The organism is Planctomycetota bacterium (genome assembly GCA_039182125.1).
Lineage (GTDB): Bacteria > Planctomycetota > Phycisphaerae > Tepidisphaerales > Tepidisphaeraceae > JBCDCH01.
On record JBCDCH010000033.1, the window covers coordinates 25,212 to 40,787 of the forward strand.

Sequence of the window (15,576 nt, forward strand, 5' to 3'; positions counted from 1 at the left end):
CCCGGCTGCTGGGCTGCGATCGCCAAGTGGCGGAGATTGGCTACGCTGTTCCCCCTTGCCCGCGTTCGACCTCATCCTCGCTGCTTTCGTCTTCGCCTTCGGGGCGTGCATTGGGTCGTTTTTGAATGTCGTCGTTTACCGGCTGCCGGTGGGGAAGTCGCTCGGTGGGTTTTCGCATTGTCCGAGTTGTGATCATCGGCTCGGGCCGCTCGATAACATCCCGATCCTCGGTTGGCCGTCGCTCGGTGGGAAGTGCCGGTATTGCAAGACGCCGTTCAGTGTGCGGTATCCGTTGGTCGAGCTCATCACGGCGCTGCTGTTTCTCGGGTACTGGCTGGCGTTGACGCGGTTCGGACTGGGGCCGGCGTTGTGCGAGGTGGTGGTTGATCCGATCCGTGGGAACACGACAGCTTTCACGACGCTCGGCGATGTGCCGCTCGAAGCCGCCTGGCCGATCCTCGTGATGGTGCTGTTGCTCGTCGCGGTGCTGCTCGCGGCGTCGTTGATTGACGCGGAGCACTTCATCATCCCGCTGGAGCTGCCGTACTTCGTCGGTGTCGTCGGGCTGCTGGTGCATGTGTTGGCCGACTCGGCGGACCTGCCGGGGAATCTGCTGATCGACGGCGTTTGGGCCAACGCCGCGTTCGGCGGGACGGTCGGGCTGCTGGTGTCGATCGCCTTGCTGAAAGCGGGTGTGTTCAAGGTGAGTTTCGCGGACGATGCTCCGCCGATCGAGGTGGGCGGTGACGACGCGCCCGAGCCGTGGCCGGCGTCGAAGGTGCGTGCGGAGATCCGCCACGAGATCGTGTTCCTGCTGCCGCCGATCCTCGCGGCGACGGTCGGCTACTTCCTGCCAAGCTTCGATCTGCCGACGTGGGCCCAAGCATTCGCCGGCGTCCTGCTCGGCGCCCTCGCCGGCGGCGGGGTCGTCTGGGTCATCCGCATCCTCGGCAGCTACGGCTTCGGCAAGGAGGCGATGGGCTTGGGCGACGTGCATCTGATGGTCGGCGTGGGGGCGTGTTTGGGCTGGTGGCCGACGGTTGTGGCGTTTTTCCTCGCGCCGTTCTTCGCGCTCCCGTTGACCGGGGCGGTCTGGCTTTTCACGGGCAAACGCCATCTGCCGTTCGGCCCGTACCTCGCGGCCGGCACGGCGGCGGTGATCCTGCTTTGGCAGCCGATCGGGCAATATCTGATGGTGCTCTGCTAGGCATGGTCGTTACGATTCGCCCGTGCTGATCGTTTTGCTGCTCACGGGTCTGTTCGGAACGACGCCGCTCGACGGCCTGGGCCATCCGCAGCCGTCGGTGCGGGAGTCGGCGACGCAAGCGTTGTGGGCTGCCGGCCCCGAAGCCGAGGTGTGGCTGGAGCGGGGGCTCGATGACCCGCGTCCGGAAGTTCGTCGCCGGGCGCGTCACATCCGTTTCATGTTAGATCATGGCCTGACGCCCGACATGCCCCCGCCGCTGCTGGAGTCGGCGAGTGCGTTCTTCGCAATTCCACCGGGCATGATCAACGAGCGCCAGCGGGCCGCCCGCCGCCTCGTGGACGTGCCCGGCGGTGCGACGGTGCTTGCCGCGTCGGTGGTCGAGGGCCAAGACCTCGCGCTCGCAATGTTGTTGGAAGACGACATTCCGAACGCCACGCTACGGATGCTCAAGCGGGGAGATCACGATTCGGCCTTCGCGTTGCTCGAACTTATCAGTGAGGTCAAACCGGCAAAGGCCTCGTCCGCCATGGCGGTGCTCTGCACGGAGACGGGCAAACCCGTCCCGCCGCGATTCGTGTCGGCCGTTGCCAAGCAGCACCTGCTCACGTTCGAGGCCGGCGATGATCCGGAACCGCTCCGCCGCACCGCTCGCAAACTCGCCACCGATCCCGAGAAGTTCCCGCTGACGTTCATGCTGCGCTACCGGGTCGGTGACGCGGCTCTGGCGTTGGACGTGTTGCCGTTCCCGTACAACCGACTGCTGGCGGTGCACGATGCCGATCGGCGGGGCGACGCGGACGACTTCGATCGGGCGGTGGCCGACATGGTCGCCGGGCTGAACCGCGGTCTCCGAGCGAACGATGCGGCCGACGCGCTGTTTCTCGGGGGCCGGATTGAAGAAGCCTTCGCGATGCAGGAGCCGAACATCGCGTACGAGCTTGGCTTGTTGCGACAACGTGGCGATGTGCGGGGCTTACGCGAAGCGCTGGTTCGCGCACGGAACCAGGTCGGCCTCACGGCACGCGGTGGGGACGAGTTGCAACTCGCCTGGGCGGCGTTGAGGACGTCCGACGCGCTCGATGACACGGACCAGGCCCGACGATGGCTTGCCGCGATCGGCAACGGCGGTGCGCGTCCTCGGCCGAACGCAACGTTCCTCGGCGACATGAGCGAGGACACCGAGCGATTCCTGTTTTGGTTGTACGAGATCCAGCCGGAACGGGCCGTCGAACTGCTCGAGTCGTTGCATGTTCCTGAATCACGCATGGCTGCCGCAGCCGAAATGATGAGTCGACTTTCGCCGTTGGCGGTTCATGGGGCGGCGTACTGGATGGCGTTCGAGGACGACATGCCGATCTCGACGCGGCTCGAACTGCTCGAGGCCGTGGTGTTGGGGACCGCGCCGCCTGATGTTGTCTCGGCGGTGGCGGACGCGCTGGCGCCGGGCATTGCGAAGCTCGCGTTGCTGGATGCGTACGAACGTCACGATCAAGCGTTGGCGTCGGCCGAGCAGTGGGCCGAGGCGGAGCCGGGGAACGCCGAGGCGTTGCTCGCGCTGTCCGGCCACCAAGATGGCGCTGCAGCAGTCGGCACGTTGGAGCGTGCGTTTGTCGCGGCGCAGGATGCCGACCTCGCGGCGGCGATCGCTTTTGAGTTGGCCCGGCGGAGCGCCGAGCCGGAGAAGTGGGAGGCGTTCGTGCGGCTGCTCCCGCTCGGTGAGCCGGGGCCGGCGCTAAGGGCGGCGGCCGGCGATGTCGGCCCCGAAGCGTTGCTGGAACTGCTCGGTCCGGCGCGACGCATGGCAGTGCCGTTCGAGTACGCGTCCTATGACATTCTCAACGCCTACGCCGACGCGGCGGACGAAGCTGGGGCACACGCCGAGGCGGCCGCGACCTACGACGACATGGCGATTTACCTGCATGTCCCGACCGTCCGGTTTACCCGTATCGAAGGGTTCATCAGCCTCTACCAGGAGCGCCGAACACAGGCGGCACTGGCCAAGTGGGAAGCCGGCGACATCGACGCCGCATTGCCGTTGGCAGTCGAGGCGGTTCGTGTGCCCGGTGGTGCCGTGGACGTGACGATTTTCTGGTTACGCAAGTTCGACGAGGCCGGGCTGGGTGATTTGGCCGACGAGGTTTACGCCGAGCAGATGGGGCCGATGCGTGGCTGGTTGGAGCAGATGCCCGACGAGCCATTAATCGGCAACCGCGCCGCATGGTTGTCGGGATCGGTCGATCGTAGCCTCGACGACGCGCTCGACTGGGCCATGGCGGCCCATCGTGCGTCCCCAGACTCGACGAGCATCCGCGACACGGTCGCCGAGGTGTTGGTCCGCCGCGGGGAATGGCGTGCGGGGTTGGACATCTTCGAGCAAATCGTCGCCGAGGAGCCGTTCGTTGGGCAACATCGGGTTCGGCTCGACGAGGCGCGGGCGGTGGTGGTGACACGGATCATGCGGATGCTGCCGGGCTGACGCGATAGGCTGCGGGCGTGTTCGTGCGTGGGATGCTGGCGCTGCGGTGGTTGATCGTCGGTCTGTGCTGCGCGGTGCCGATTGGTTGGGCGCTGGCGTTGTTGATAATGGAGCCGGCGACACTGTGCGAGGCATGGCCGACGGGCGGGCGGGGAGAGGTGTTGTTACGGACGCTCGGTGTCAACGGGACGGCGGCGTTGATCGCGGTCGGGATTGCGACGTTGGTTTTTCCGACGATGCATCGGCGTGTCGGGATCGTCGCGGCCGCGGTGGCGCTGGCCATGCCCGGCCTGGCCTGGGCGTATGCCGGAGCGGAGTTTTTGCGTTGGGTCGGGCCGTTCGCGCCGCAGTCTTGGCCGGACGTGGCTCGGGGGATCGTGTCGTTAGGTCTGTGGTTGTGGCCCGTGCCGGCGGTGCTGATGTCGGTGGCGCACGCGCGGACCGACCGTGCGGTGTTGGACGCGGCGGCGCTCGATGGCGGGCGGTGGCGTGTGTCGGCGCGGCTGCTCCTGCCTGCCGCGATCGCGGGCGGAGCGGCTGCGTTCGCACTAGCCACCGGCACCTTCGCCGTTTGGGACGCCTCGGGCATTCGCGTGACGTCCACCGTCGTCCGCACCGTCTTTGACACCGGCACGTTCGTCGAAGGCGTCGCGGTGGGGCAGAGCAGCGGCAACGCACGGGCGGCCTCGGCGATCGCAACGCTGCTACCGACGGTGTTGGCGACTTTGATCGCCGCCGGCTTGGCGGTGCTTTGGGGGCGTGTGACGAGCACCGAAGTCACCGAACCCGAGCCAGGACGAGGACGCTGGCGGTGGCCGATCGTTGTCGGGCTCGCGTTGTTTCCCGTCACGGTGTTGATGTGCAACTTGCCGACGCTGGTGTTTGATCCGCGGCCGTACCTTGCGGCACTTTTTCACGGCGTCGGCGTCGCCGTTGTCGTCGGGTTGGTTTCCGCGTGTCTCGGTGTCACCGCGCTCGTTTCGCGTGGCACGGGCGCGCTGGTGTTGGCCGTCGGGGCGTTTCTGCTTGGCGGGCAATGGCTGGCAATCGCTTGGATTCGCCTGCTGAACCAGCCGATACCCGGGCCGTTGCTGGCGTTGACCGACTGGATCTACGGCGGCGACGCGGTGGTGGTCTTGGCGCATTCGGGACGGTTCGCATGGATCGGTCTGGCCGCGGCGTGGCTGGCATGGACGCCGGGGATGCGGGCGTTGCAGGCGCAGGCGGGTGTCGATGGCGCGACACCGTGGCAGACCCTGCGACACGTCACCCTGCCGCTCCACGCCACGACCCTGATTGCCGCTGCCGCGGGCGCGGCGGCGTTGTCGCTCGGCGAGATTCAGGCGACGGTGCTGCTCGTGCCCGATACGCTTCCGCCGCGGATGGCGACCTGGCTGCATATCGCTGACGACCGTGCGATGACCGAGGCGTCGGTCGTGCTCGCGGTGTCGGTGGGAATGCTCGCCCTGATTGCCGGCGGGATTCATTCGCTACCTCGGCGCCGGACGTGAATGATGGGGAACGTGCATCGATGGTTGTTCATCCTGGTTTTGCTTGTCGCGCTCGGCTGTGACGGCGATAAACCCGAGGCGGTCTGGCTCGAACGCGGCCGAGGGCTCGGGCAGGTGGTGTATCCGCGGGCCATCACGTTCGACCCGGTGACCGGCGGCTTTTACGTCGTCGATCGCACCGCCCACATCCAGCGGCTCGACGCCGACGGCAACGCCGTGGTCGATTGGCAGATGCCCGAATGGAACGCCGGTAAGCCCGTGGGTCTGAGCGTCGGGCCGGACGGAAATCTCTGGGTGCCGGACACGCACTACAGCCGGGTGGTGATTTACAGCCCCGAGGGCGAGGAGTTGCGTCGGTTCGGCGCGAACGGCTACGAGCCCGGTCAGTACCTGTTGCCGACGGACATCGCGTTCGACGAGGCGGGCAACGCATACGTCGCCGAGTATGGCGGCAATGACCGCATCACCGTTCTCGATCCTGATGGCAACGTGCTTCGGATCATCGGTTCGCGCGGCACAGACGATGGTCAGTTCCTTCGGCCGCAGTCGATCCTGATTGTCGGTGATGAGTTGTTCGTTGCTGATGCGATCAACCACCGCATCGCGGTGTTCGACCTGGCGGGCAACTTTCGCCGCAACCTTGGCAGCCAGGGCACCGGGCTTGGCGAACTGAACTTCCCTTACGGGCTCGACATCCATCCGGACGGCGACCTGGTCGTGACCGAGTTCGGCAACAATCGTGTTCAGAAACTCGACCGCGTCACCGGCGCGAGCCGCGGCGTGTGGGGCAGTGCCGGCCGGGGTCTGGGACAACTCGCCTACCCGTGGGCCAGCGCTGTCGATGAGCAGGGTCGCGTGGTCGTCATCGACGCGGGGAACAACCGGTTGCAGGTGATTCGGTTCTAGCAGCCCTTGCGTGAAACAACGTTTCACCCAAACTGGCCCGCATGGCCAAGACCAACCAAGACGCGCTCGCTCCGACGAAAGACCAAAAGTTCACCTTCGGCCTCTGGACCGTCGGCAACCCCGGGGCCGACCCGTTCGGCGGACCGACGCGTGAGAAGCTCGAGCCGTGGCAGATCGTCAATCTGCTCGGCGAATGCGAAGGCGTCTTCGGCGTCAACTTCCACGACAACGATCTCATCCCCATCGACGCCACGCCGGAGCAAGCCAAGGCGATTAAGAAGGACTTCAAGAAGGCGTTGCGTGACAATGGCCTGAAGGTGCCGATGGCGACGACGAACCTGTTCAGCGATCCGGTGTTCAAGGACGGCGCGTTCACCAGCAACAACGCCAGGATTCGTGCGTATGCCGTGCAGAAGACGATGGCGGCGATGGACTTGGGCAAGGAGTTCGGTGCAAAGACGTACGTCTTCTGGGGCGGCCGCGAGGGCGCGGAGACGGACAGTGCCAAGAACCCGGTCGACGCGATCAAGCGATTCCGCGAGTGCATCGACTACCTGTGTGATTACTCGAAGGACCAGCGATACGGCTACAAGTTCGCGTTCGAAGCCAAGCCGAATGAGCCGCGTGGCCACATCTACTTCGCCGTCACCGGCAGCTACCTCGCGCTGATCCCCACGCTCAAGCATCCCGAGATGTGCGGCGTCAACCCCGAGGTCGCCCACGAGCACATGGCCGGGCTCAACTTCGTCCACCACGTCGCCCAGGCCATCGAGCAGAAGAAGCTCTTCCACATCGACCTCAACGACCAGGAGTTCGGCCGCTACGACCAGGACTTCCGCTTCGGCAGCGTCAACTACAAGCACGCCTTCCACCTGGTCAAACTCCTCGAAGACCACGGCTACGACAACCCGCGCCACTTCGACAGCCACGCCTTCCGCCAGAGCGACTACGAAGATGTGAAAGCCTTCGCCAACGGCAGCATGCGGACGTACATGATCCTCAAGCAGAAAGCCGAGCGTTGGAACGCGGACAAAGAAATCCAGGGCCTGCTCAAGAAGATCAATCAGGACGACGCGGCTCTGACCAAGATCAGCACGAAGTTCAGCAAGACCAACATGAAGAAGCTGCGCGAAGCCGACCTCGACCGTACCAAGCTTGCCAAGGCCCGGCTGCCGTATGAGCAACTCGACCAACTCACCGCCGAGATCATCATGGGCGTGCGGTAACGGCAACGTATCGGCGGCGTCGATACGGTTGCTATGGCCACTTACCATGAAGTACTTGAAACACGCCGCTTGCTCGCAGTGGACGCGGTGGTCGATGGGGCAACGTTTGGCATCCGCGGCACCGCAGACGCCGACATTCTCGCCCTCGTCATCACTGACAACTCCGCGACACTCAGCGAAGCCGGAGAGGTTGATCGTGTCTTCGATCTCACGGGCGTCCGACGCTATCGATTTTTCCTCGGAGATGGTGATGACCAGTTCGACTTGCAGTTCGAGTTGACGACGCTCAAGTTAGGAGAACGGCTTACGCTTTACGGTGGGGCCGGCAACGACAACGTTTCCATTGCGAACACCGGAGGCGCTCTGGGCGGGTATCGCTTGTACGGCGAAGCTGGAGACGACAACTTCGGCGTTGCTTCAACCTTCCCGTCGTTCAATGTCGGCGCGACAATCTACGGTGGCGACGGCGATGACTTTATCGTTGGCGGCAGTGGTCGCGATCTGCTTTCTGGTGACGATGGTAACGATGAGCTCTACGGCTTTTCCGCCCGTGATGTCCTGCTGGGCGGTGCCGGCGAAGACGAACTCTACGGTGGTTCGTTCGATTCCGACGTCCTCGATGGTGGCCCGGGGGCTGACAAACTTCGCGGCGGCAAAGGCCCATTGAATGTCTTCAGCCCGATCGATTTACAGGATGCAATCGATAGCGACTTCGATCCACAGTTTGACCGCTTGTTCGCCGACCCCGACGCCGACGATGTCAATAGCGACGAGCCGCGTGAATCGGTCATGCTGATACGCGATGGCATTGTGACGGTGGTTGGATCGGACGGTTCCCGCTTGAATCCTGCAAGCGCGAGCGACCAGCTGACCATTCTTGCTTCTGGCAACACGCTCAAGATCAGCACTGCGAATCGAGTGCTCGGGGAACCGCTACTGGGGGACCTAACGGGTTTGCGCGTTTTCCTCAACGAAGGTGACGACGTACTGGGCTTACGAAATCTCCCGCCGGGCTTGCCGACTACGGTTTACGGCGGCGGAGGCAACGACGCTATCTCCTCCTTCAACGACGCGAGCACGCCCGGTGGGATTATCGGTGGGCCGGTTGTCCGGTTCTACGGCGAGTCCGGGGATGACACCTTCACCAGCAGTGATCGCTCGGGTAGGAAGTACCTCTACGGTGGTTCCGGTGACGACACGCTCTCGGGTGGGAGCGATGACGACTACATCAGCGGCGGCAACGGGAAAGATGATCTGGCCGGTCGGGATGGGGCAGATGTGCTACTCGGTGGGAACGACCTGGATCGCATCGACGGTGGCAAGGGTGCTGAGTTTTCTCCCTCGACCGGAAGACCAGATACACTCCGTGGTGGTGGGGGCGCGGATGTGCTCAACGGTTGGGGCGGCGTTGACGTCATCTTTGGCGATAGTGGCCCAGACCTCTTCGCGGGATACGAGGTCAATGGCAACATCGGCGCACCATCGGAGGTGCCGCAGGTTGACCCGACAGGCGAAGTCCCCGGACAGGTTCAGGACTACGACCCGCGCGAAGACCTGCTTTCGTGATTCACACCAACTCCTCGATGTCCGACACCACCGCGTCGTCGTCGGTGCCGGTCCAGCCGCAGAGGTAGTCTCGGCTGTTGCCACCGAGGAGGGTGTCGTCGTCCTCGTCGCCGCAGAGTTTGTCATTGGGGTTGCCGCCGATGAGCAGGTCGTTGCCTGTGTGGCCGCGGACGTCGTCGAGGTTGGAAACGACACCCTCAGCGTCGGCGCTGGCCGAGAACAACTTACCAACGGCACCGACACGGCCGATGCCCATGATTTGTCACGAACGCTGCAAAGCGCGTCGAGGTTTCGCCATCACCGAAGCTTCCCGCAACCAGTTGGTTTGACCGGGCACATGGCGAGGCGACTCCCGGCCATCTGTCACATCCGGCGAAACTTGATACCCCGCGCGGATTCTGGCGCGAGTGAAACGTACACTTCAGGTCCGATGGCCAAGCTCTCGTTCGACATCGATCCGCTCCTCGCCGGCAACGCCCGTCTTACCGAGGCCCAGGCATACGAACTGTACAAGCACGCCTCGCTGCAGGACCTGGGGGAGTGGGCGACGGTCGTGGCCGAGCGGATGCACCCCGAGGACTACCGCACCTACATCATCGATCGCAACATCAACTACACGAACGTCTGCACCAGCAAATGCACGTTCTGCGGCTTCCGCCGTGATCACGACGATCACGACTCGTACACGCTCACCCACGAGCAGATCGGCCAGAAGATTGAGGAACTCGTCGCGATCGGCGGCACGCAGATCCTCATGCAAGGTGGCATGAACGACCGCCTGCCCATCGAGTACTACCTCGACCTGCTCAAGTACATTCGCACCGAGTTTCCGACGGTGCATATCCATGCGTTCAGCCCGCCGGAGTTCATCGAGTTCGAGCGGTTCTGGGGGATGGACGTGCGGGAGATCATCCGCAAGTTCAAGGACGCCGGCCTGGCGACGATCCCCGGCGGCGGCGGCGAGATCTTCGCCGAGCGGGCTCGTGACAAGATCGGTCACATCAAGGCCAGCGCCGACGATTGGCTGCGTGTCATGCGCGTCGCCCACGAGGAAGGGCTTTCGAGCAGTTGCACGATGATGATCGGGCACATCGAAACCGTCCCCGAACGCATCGACCACATGGCTCGCTTACGGATCATGCAGGACTACGCCCTCGCCTTGCAGGGACGCAAGGAACTCACCGGCATCACCCGCCAGGCCATCACGCGCCTGCCCGGCGTCTTCGAGAAGTCGCAGGTCCGCCCCGAAGAGATCCACACCGCGCCGGGCAACTACATCGCGTTCATCCACTGGCCGTTCCAGCGCGAGAACGTACCGCTGGGCCGGGCCAAGGAGTACGACCCCGACGTGCATGGCGACTTCGACACGCTCGAACACCCCGACGTCGCGAAGGGTCGCGTCGTCCGCAGTGCGGCGGCGAGCGAGTACCTACGCATGCTCGGTATCGCCCGGCTGTTCTTCGACAACATCCCGTCGCTGCAAAGCAGTTGGGTCACGATGGGCCCGAAGATCGGGCAGCTCGCGCTCTTCTACGGCGCCAACGACATGGGCGGGGCGATGATGGAGGAGAACGTCGTCAGCGCCGCCGGCACGACGTACAAGCTGCAGGTCCGTGAGATCTGCCGACTCATCCGCGACGCCGGCTTCGTCCCGGCACAACGCGATCAGTACTACAACGTCCTGCAACGCCACGACGGCCCCGACAGCCCCGACCTTCAGCCCGTCCCCGAGCCGGCCCTGCGGAAGGTCGACAAGCTCGACGACAAGACGTGGATCGGCTCCGCCCCGGGCCTCGAAGACGTGAGCTACACCCGCATCACCGGCGACGACGACGGTGCCGACAAGAGCACCAAACTCCAACTACATGTCCTCGGCGGCGACAGGTAGGACGAGAAATCAGGGCGTCCATTTAACGCAAACGAGCCCGACGTCGGTGTTGACGCCGGGCTCGCGTTGCGAAGAGAGATCGTGATCTATCGGCGACGACGCAGCGCGAGGCCACCGAGCGCGAGCAGGCCGACGCTCGCCGGCTCGGGGATCGGTACAACGGTCAGGTCGCGGATCAGGTCGCCGGAGGCGAACTCGCCAACGAGCGTGAACGAGCCATCGCCGAGGTCGACGGTGAAGAGGTTGGAGTTGGGCCCGGTCTGCAGCACGGCGTAGGCGATGCCGCTGGCACCGGAGATGTCGAGGCCGGCTTCGTTGGTGGTCGGCACCGGCAGGACACCGTCGCCGATGGTCACGAGCGTGCCGGCGTTGTTGGCCACCGTGACCACCGAGCCCGTCGCGCGGTCGATGCCGTACTGCTGGGTGCTAGACGCGCCGGGTACGCTGTTGGTGTAGGCAATGCCGACGATGTTCGGGTCCGCGCCTTCGTTGACGTCGCCAGCCGCGTAAAAGACCGGGGTCTTCTCGACGCTGCCGAGGTACATGCCGGTGTTGCCGTCGATGACGCGGTTGTTGTCGGTGTCGCTGATGATGCGGGCGAACCGGCCGATGTCGGTCGGGTCACCGCTGCCGCCGTCGAAGGCGGGGTTGAAGTCGAACGCGAAGCTGGTCCCGGCCAGCGGCGTCGAGAGCGTGGAGCCGACCTGCGTTGCGACGAACGTGCCCGGGTCGACGGTGTAGATGTTGGACTGGTTGCCGATGACGTAAATCTCGCCGGTGGCGGCGCGGTAGTCGATCATCTGCAGAATCTCGTTCTGCGCCAGGCCGGTGATGGTGCCGCCCGACACGGAGTTCGACGGCGCGGTGCTGTCGATGATCGCGATGCTGTTTTGAGTCGTGAGGCCGTAGATCACTTCGGCGTTCGCAGTGCCGGCCGTGGCAAAGGAACCGAGTGCGGCGACAGCAAGTGCCTTCATGGAATGCATTTTCATGTTCTCTCTTTCTTGGGTGTTGAGGGTTCCGTTGGGGTACGACAATGCGTTCGGAGCAGATGCGCACGCCGTGGATTTTCGCTCGTTCTTCGATCAACCTCGGTCGGGTCGATTTCATCCCGTTCACACAAATGTCGACCTGTGTTAGCGTCGGCCCACCGCGCGACCGTTCAACCGCGTTTGCCGGTCAGCTATTTTGTCGCACGTTCCGTCTGACAATCAGCTCATGAAGCGGGTCGCCGACGGTGATGCGAACGCAATGCGTGCGCTCTTTGAACGCCACGCCCCTTCGATGCTCGGCATTGCCGCCCGGCTCTTGCATGACCGCCACGACGCCGAGGAACTGGTCAACGAGGTCTTCCTCGAGCTCTGGCAGAAGGCGGATCAGTTCACCCAGGACCGCGGTTCGGTGCAGACGTACCTGTTGCTGCTGACGCGCAGTCGGTCGATCGACCGGATCCGGTCGATGAACCGCAAATCCGCCGGAGGCGACCACATCGTCCAGCGGTTGCCTGATGCCTCCGTCGTCGACGTGGGCGATTCGCCGCATGCGTCGGCCGAGCGAACGGAGTTACGATCCATAGTGAAGTCCGAGTTGGCCGACCTGCCCGAACAGCAGCGACATTTGCTCGACCTGGCGTTCTTCGGCGGGATGACCCACAAGCAGATCGCCGAGCGCGTCAACGAGCCGCTCGGAACGATCAAGGGCCGACTTCGTCGGGCGATGCTGCACCTGCGTGATCGGCTTCACGCGCGTCTCAATCCCGGCGAAACCCGTAGTTCAGACGGGGATTCAGATACGGACGGCGCCGCCGCCGGTCCGACCAAAGAAAAGGGGGGCGGCGAATGACGCGCGACGACCTCCACAATCTGATGCTGCTCTACGCCGCCGATCTCGCCGAGCCGGAGGAGCGCGCCGCCGCCGAGAAGTGGCTCGCGTCGGGGCATCCTGCGGCCGCCGGTGCGCTGGCCGAAGCCCGCGCGACTCTCGCCGCTATGACCACCGCCGTCGATCCGATCGCGCCGTCGTCCACGCAATGGGCCGCGCTGGAAGCCAAGCTCGGCACCGCCGAGTCGACGCCGATAGTCGAGGTGATCGAGGCCGCGACCGACGCACTGGATGCCCGCCGCGCCGCCGACGTGCCACGCCGTTTCGTGAACTGGCGGAATGTCGTCGGAACCGCCGCCGCGGCGGCCATCGCCGCGCTGGCCGTCTGGCTCTGGCAAGCCCCGCACATCCGCACGCTCGAGGCCGAGGTCGCCGAGAAGAAAGGAAAGATCGAAGAACTCGCGCCCATGGCCCGCGGCAACGACCAACGGCTCGTCGAACAACGCCAAGCCCTCGCCGACGCACGCTCTCAGGTTCAAGACCTGATCGACGCGAACCAGGCAAGCGCCGAGCAGATCGCGCGGTTGCAGGAACAACTGGACGCGATGACCGACCAGTTCCGCATGGCCATGTCGCCGACGGTGCGGACGGCCGAACTGGCCAGCACCAGTTCGCTCTCGCCCGACGCCGTGGCACGAGCGCATGTCGACGAAGACGCCGAGCGCGTGCAGGTGTCGTTGGCCCGATTCGCGCCGACCGATCCGAGCGAAACGTACCAGTTGTGGATCCTCACCGAAGGCCAGCCCCCGACGTCCCTGGGCATGGTGAGTATGGGTGCCAGTGGTGATGCGATCTTCAGCGGCCCGCTGCCGCAAACGCAGGGCGCCAAGCTCGCCGTCGCGGTCAGCCTCGAAGAAGCCGGCGGCAAACCGTTGCCCGAAGGCAAGATCATCGCCTACGGCGTGCTCAACTAACGGCCAGCCGAAGCCGCTGCGGCTTCGACCCGGGGACGCGTTCGATCTCGCCGCGGACTTCGAGTTCCAGCTTCACCGTCGTTGTGTACCACCCGACGCTGCCGATGTCCTCGGTCAGGCGAGCCCCCACCGCGTCCGGTAGGTCCGCCATGAACGCCACCCCGTCGTCGCCGGCCTCCCGTAGCACATCGAGGATCGCGTCACGCACCAAGTTGAACTTGTGCGCATCAACATTCGTCGGCGTCTTCCCCGGCGTCGGCGTGCGGCAGGCAACTTTGGCGGCAGGCATGCCGGCAGGATAACGGTACCGACTTCTTCGAGGCGAACTGAAGCGGCAATGCCTGCGTTGAATCAAACAGCGTTCGAGAGCTTCAGCCCGGCCCAGCCGGCGATGGTGGCGACCGCGACGCAACCGCCGACGATGCTCAACGTGATCCAGCTGACCGGCACCCCCGCGAGCATCGAGATCGGCAACCCCACCGCGACCGCACCCGCAAGAGCCGCAATGAGAAACAGCAATCCGACGACGCGTTCGCCGAGCGTCGCCCAGAGCACCGCGCCGAAGCCGATCAGAAATCGACCAAAGCGACTCGTCCTGCTCGGTTCCGTCGACACAAGTGCAATGGTAACAAGTCGCCGCTTAATCACCCGATGACCGGGTTTTCCGATCGAACGCGCGAAGCCGTCGACGAAGCTTGCGGTGCTCGGTACGGGAGAGCGGTATGGCGATGTCGACCGGTCGACGAACGAACCATGACCAAAGCGGTACGCGTCGCTGCATCCGACGCAGCCAGCGACCTACGGGCGAAGGTGTGGGTCGATCGACGCACAAGCGCGTCATCCCGTTGGGATAGCGGACAGGCCGCGCATGCCAGCCGGGCCATCGGATTCGGCTGACGCGTTCATCGTTTTGGGGCCAGCTTGGTCGGCGACGAAACTGCCGAAAACCTTCGGGCGTGAGCACCACACCATCGGATCCGACCGGCCTGTCGGCGGAAGCGACTTTTCGATCCCGCTTCTCGTTGGCCGTTTCTCCCTTGCGGAGTGCCACGACCAGCGCCCAGAGCATCACCAAGACAAAGCCAACGACTACAAACGCGAAGCAGGTCTGCCGGATGAGCGGGTGTAGGCCGTCAACCGTTCGCCCGACCTGACCCAACAGCCAGGCGAGCAAAACCATTCCTCCCAAAAGTGCAATCGCAGACAGCGCGAGCAGACCCCGGTCGACGAGCCGGCTGCGTGTTTTGACGCCAATGCGCCTGCTGTAGGTTCGACCGGCGAACCCGCGCAGAACGATCGTGTCCGTGGTGAATGTCCAGCCGCATTCGGGGCAGCGGCCCGGACGTGACAGCCGGCGGGGGACGTCCAGGCGATACCCGCATGCCGGGCAGTGCTTGATGGCGGTTAGACTCGGTGGATGAGCATCGCCAGATTGGGCGATCCAAATGCCGATCTGCGATCGCACGGCCGAGAGGGTTAGGCCCTTCGGCGGCACAAACTCGACCCAGTATTGCCGCCCGTTCGTGCCATACGAACCTGTCCCCTCGATGCTCAGTCGAATGCGATCGGCGGAGCCTTTCCGGTGGATGCTGACCCGTGTATGCGGCCACCAATCCATTTGCTCAGCTTCAGCATCGCCGCGTAGGTATCGCCATCCGTTCGCGTCGAAGGTAATGGTCGCTCTGCGCGCTGGTTTGTCGGTGCGCTCGGACCACCAGATGTACGCGTTGATGCCGAGTCCGATGACGGCGAAGATGGTGCACAGGAGCAGAACCCCCACAGCGAAGCCGGCTGCCGTTGCGGGTTCATCAGGAGGAGACACGACGCGGGTCAGCGACGCAAAGCCAAAAGCAGACGCGCCCGCTCCGATAAAGCCGATCGTCCAAATGAAGCGCTTCCACCGAAGTTGGCTCGGCGGGATCAGGCGTTGCTGAAAGGTGATCGACTCCATGGACGTAATCAATCAGTAGCCGGGGTGCCCCGCAACCGGAGGCCACTCGC

The 15,576-nt window shown here is 64.5% G+C and carries 14 protein-coding genes; 9 read left to right on the forward strand and 5 right to left on the reverse strand.

Features of this window, described 5'->3' with window-relative positions; genetic code table 11:
- Positions 1 to 55 precede the first annotated feature (55 nt).
- Genes AAGD32_10255 through AAGD32_10280 form a run of 6 tightly spaced genes read left to right on the forward strand, consistent with a single transcriptional unit; the run spans position 56 to position 8,892 of the window.
- On the forward strand, positions 56 to 1,207 hold the full coding sequence (locus AAGD32_10255; protein ID MEM8874629.1) for a prepilin peptidase: 1,152 nt from the start codon (positions 56 to 58) through the stop codon (positions 1,205 to 1,207).
- A 22-nt stretch (positions 1,208 to 1,229) separates the two neighbouring features.
- On the forward strand, positions 1,230 to 3,683 hold the full coding sequence (locus tag AAGD32_10260; GenBank protein MEM8874630.1) for a hypothetical protein: 2,454 nt from the start codon (positions 1,230 to 1,232) through the stop codon (positions 3,681 to 3,683).
- A gap of 17 nt (positions 3,684 to 3,700) precedes the next feature.
- Entirely contained in the window at positions 3,701 to 5,194 is a 1,494-nt protein-coding gene (locus AAGD32_10265) for a hypothetical protein (GenBank protein MEM8874631.1), read from the forward strand.
- 12 nt (positions 5,195 to 5,206) lie between these two features.
- Complete coding sequence (locus AAGD32_10270; protein ID MEM8874632.1) at positions 5,207 to 6,100, forward strand: 6-bladed beta-propeller; 894 nt, start codon at positions 5,207 to 5,209, stop codon at positions 6,098 to 6,100.
- Between the two features lie 41 nt (positions 6,101 to 6,141).
- Positions 6,142 to 7,326 (forward strand): xylose isomerase, encoded by a 1,185-nt coding sequence (gene xylA, locus AAGD32_10275; GenBank protein MEM8874633.1) that lies wholly within the window; start codon positions 6,142 to 6,144, stop codon positions 7,324 to 7,326.
- Positions 7,327 to 7,359: 33 nt separating this feature from the next.
- Complete coding sequence (locus AAGD32_10280) at positions 7,360 to 8,892, forward strand: calcium-binding protein (GenBank protein ID MEM8874634.1); 1,533 nt, start codon at positions 7,360 to 7,362, stop codon at positions 8,890 to 8,892.
- A 1-nt stretch (position 8,893) separates the two neighbouring features.
- Here AAGD32_10280 and AAGD32_10285 read toward each other — a convergent pair whose 3' ends face one another.
- On the reverse strand, positions 8,894 to 9,148 hold the full coding sequence (locus AAGD32_10285; protein MEM8874635.1) for a hypothetical protein: 255 nt from the start codon (positions 9,146 to 9,148) through the stop codon (positions 8,894 to 8,896).
- Positions 9,149 to 9,322: 174 nt separating this feature from the next.
- Between AAGD32_10285 and AAGD32_10290 the strand changes: the two genes are divergently transcribed.
- On the forward strand, positions 9,323 to 10,780 hold the full coding sequence (locus tag AAGD32_10290) for a radical SAM protein (protein MEM8874636.1): 1,458 nt from the start codon (positions 9,323 to 9,325) through the stop codon (positions 10,778 to 10,780).
- Positions 10,781 to 10,866: 86 nt separating this feature from the next.
- Here AAGD32_10290 and AAGD32_10295 read toward each other — a convergent pair whose 3' ends face one another.
- Positions 10,867 to 11,757 carry a DUF4394 domain-containing protein gene (locus tag AAGD32_10295; GenBank protein MEM8874637.1) on the reverse strand — a complete coding sequence of 297 codons (891 nt, stop codon included), beginning with the start codon at positions 11,755 to 11,757 and terminating at the stop codon, positions 10,867 to 10,869.
- A gap of 241 nt (positions 11,758 to 11,998) precedes the next feature.
- Here AAGD32_10295 and AAGD32_10300 point away from each other — a divergent pair, with 241 nt between their 5' ends.
- Both AAGD32_10300 and AAGD32_10305 read left to right on the forward strand, forming a co-directional pair.
- Positions 11,999 to 12,622 carry a sigma-70 family RNA polymerase sigma factor gene (locus AAGD32_10300; protein ID MEM8874638.1) on the forward strand — a complete coding sequence of 208 codons (624 nt, stop codon included), beginning with the start codon at positions 11,999 to 12,001 and terminating at the stop codon, positions 12,620 to 12,622.
- The gene (locus tag AAGD32_10305; protein MEM8874639.1) at positions 12,619 to 13,575 is read left to right on the forward strand and encodes an anti-sigma factor; all 957 of its coding nucleotides are present in this window, start codon (positions 12,619 to 12,621) and stop codon (positions 13,573 to 13,575) included. The genes AAGD32_10300 and AAGD32_10305 overlap by 4 nt, the downstream gene beginning before the upstream one ends.
- Here AAGD32_10305 and AAGD32_10310 read toward each other — a convergent pair.
- The 3 genes from AAGD32_10310 to AAGD32_10320 all read right to left on the reverse strand — a co-directional run bounded on the left by AAGD32_10310 (position 13,568) and on the right by AAGD32_10320 (position 15,526).
- Positions 13,568 to 13,864 (reverse strand): hypothetical protein, encoded by a 297-nt coding sequence (locus tag AAGD32_10310; protein MEM8874640.1) that lies wholly within the window; start codon positions 13,862 to 13,864, stop codon positions 13,568 to 13,570. The two genes, AAGD32_10305 and AAGD32_10310, sit on opposite strands and share 8 nt — an antisense overlap.
- A gap of 62 nt (positions 13,865 to 13,926) precedes the next feature.
- Positions 13,927 to 14,190: a hypothetical protein gene (locus AAGD32_10315; protein ID MEM8874641.1), complete on the reverse strand. Its 264-nt coding sequence runs from the start codon at positions 14,188 to 14,190 to the stop codon at positions 13,927 to 13,929.
- A 25-nt stretch (positions 14,191 to 14,215) separates the two neighbouring features.
- Positions 14,216 to 15,526 (reverse strand): hypothetical protein, encoded by a 1,311-nt coding sequence (locus AAGD32_10320; protein ID MEM8874642.1) that lies wholly within the window; start codon positions 15,524 to 15,526, stop codon positions 14,216 to 14,218.
- Between the last annotated feature and the right edge of the window lie 50 nt (positions 15,527 to 15,576).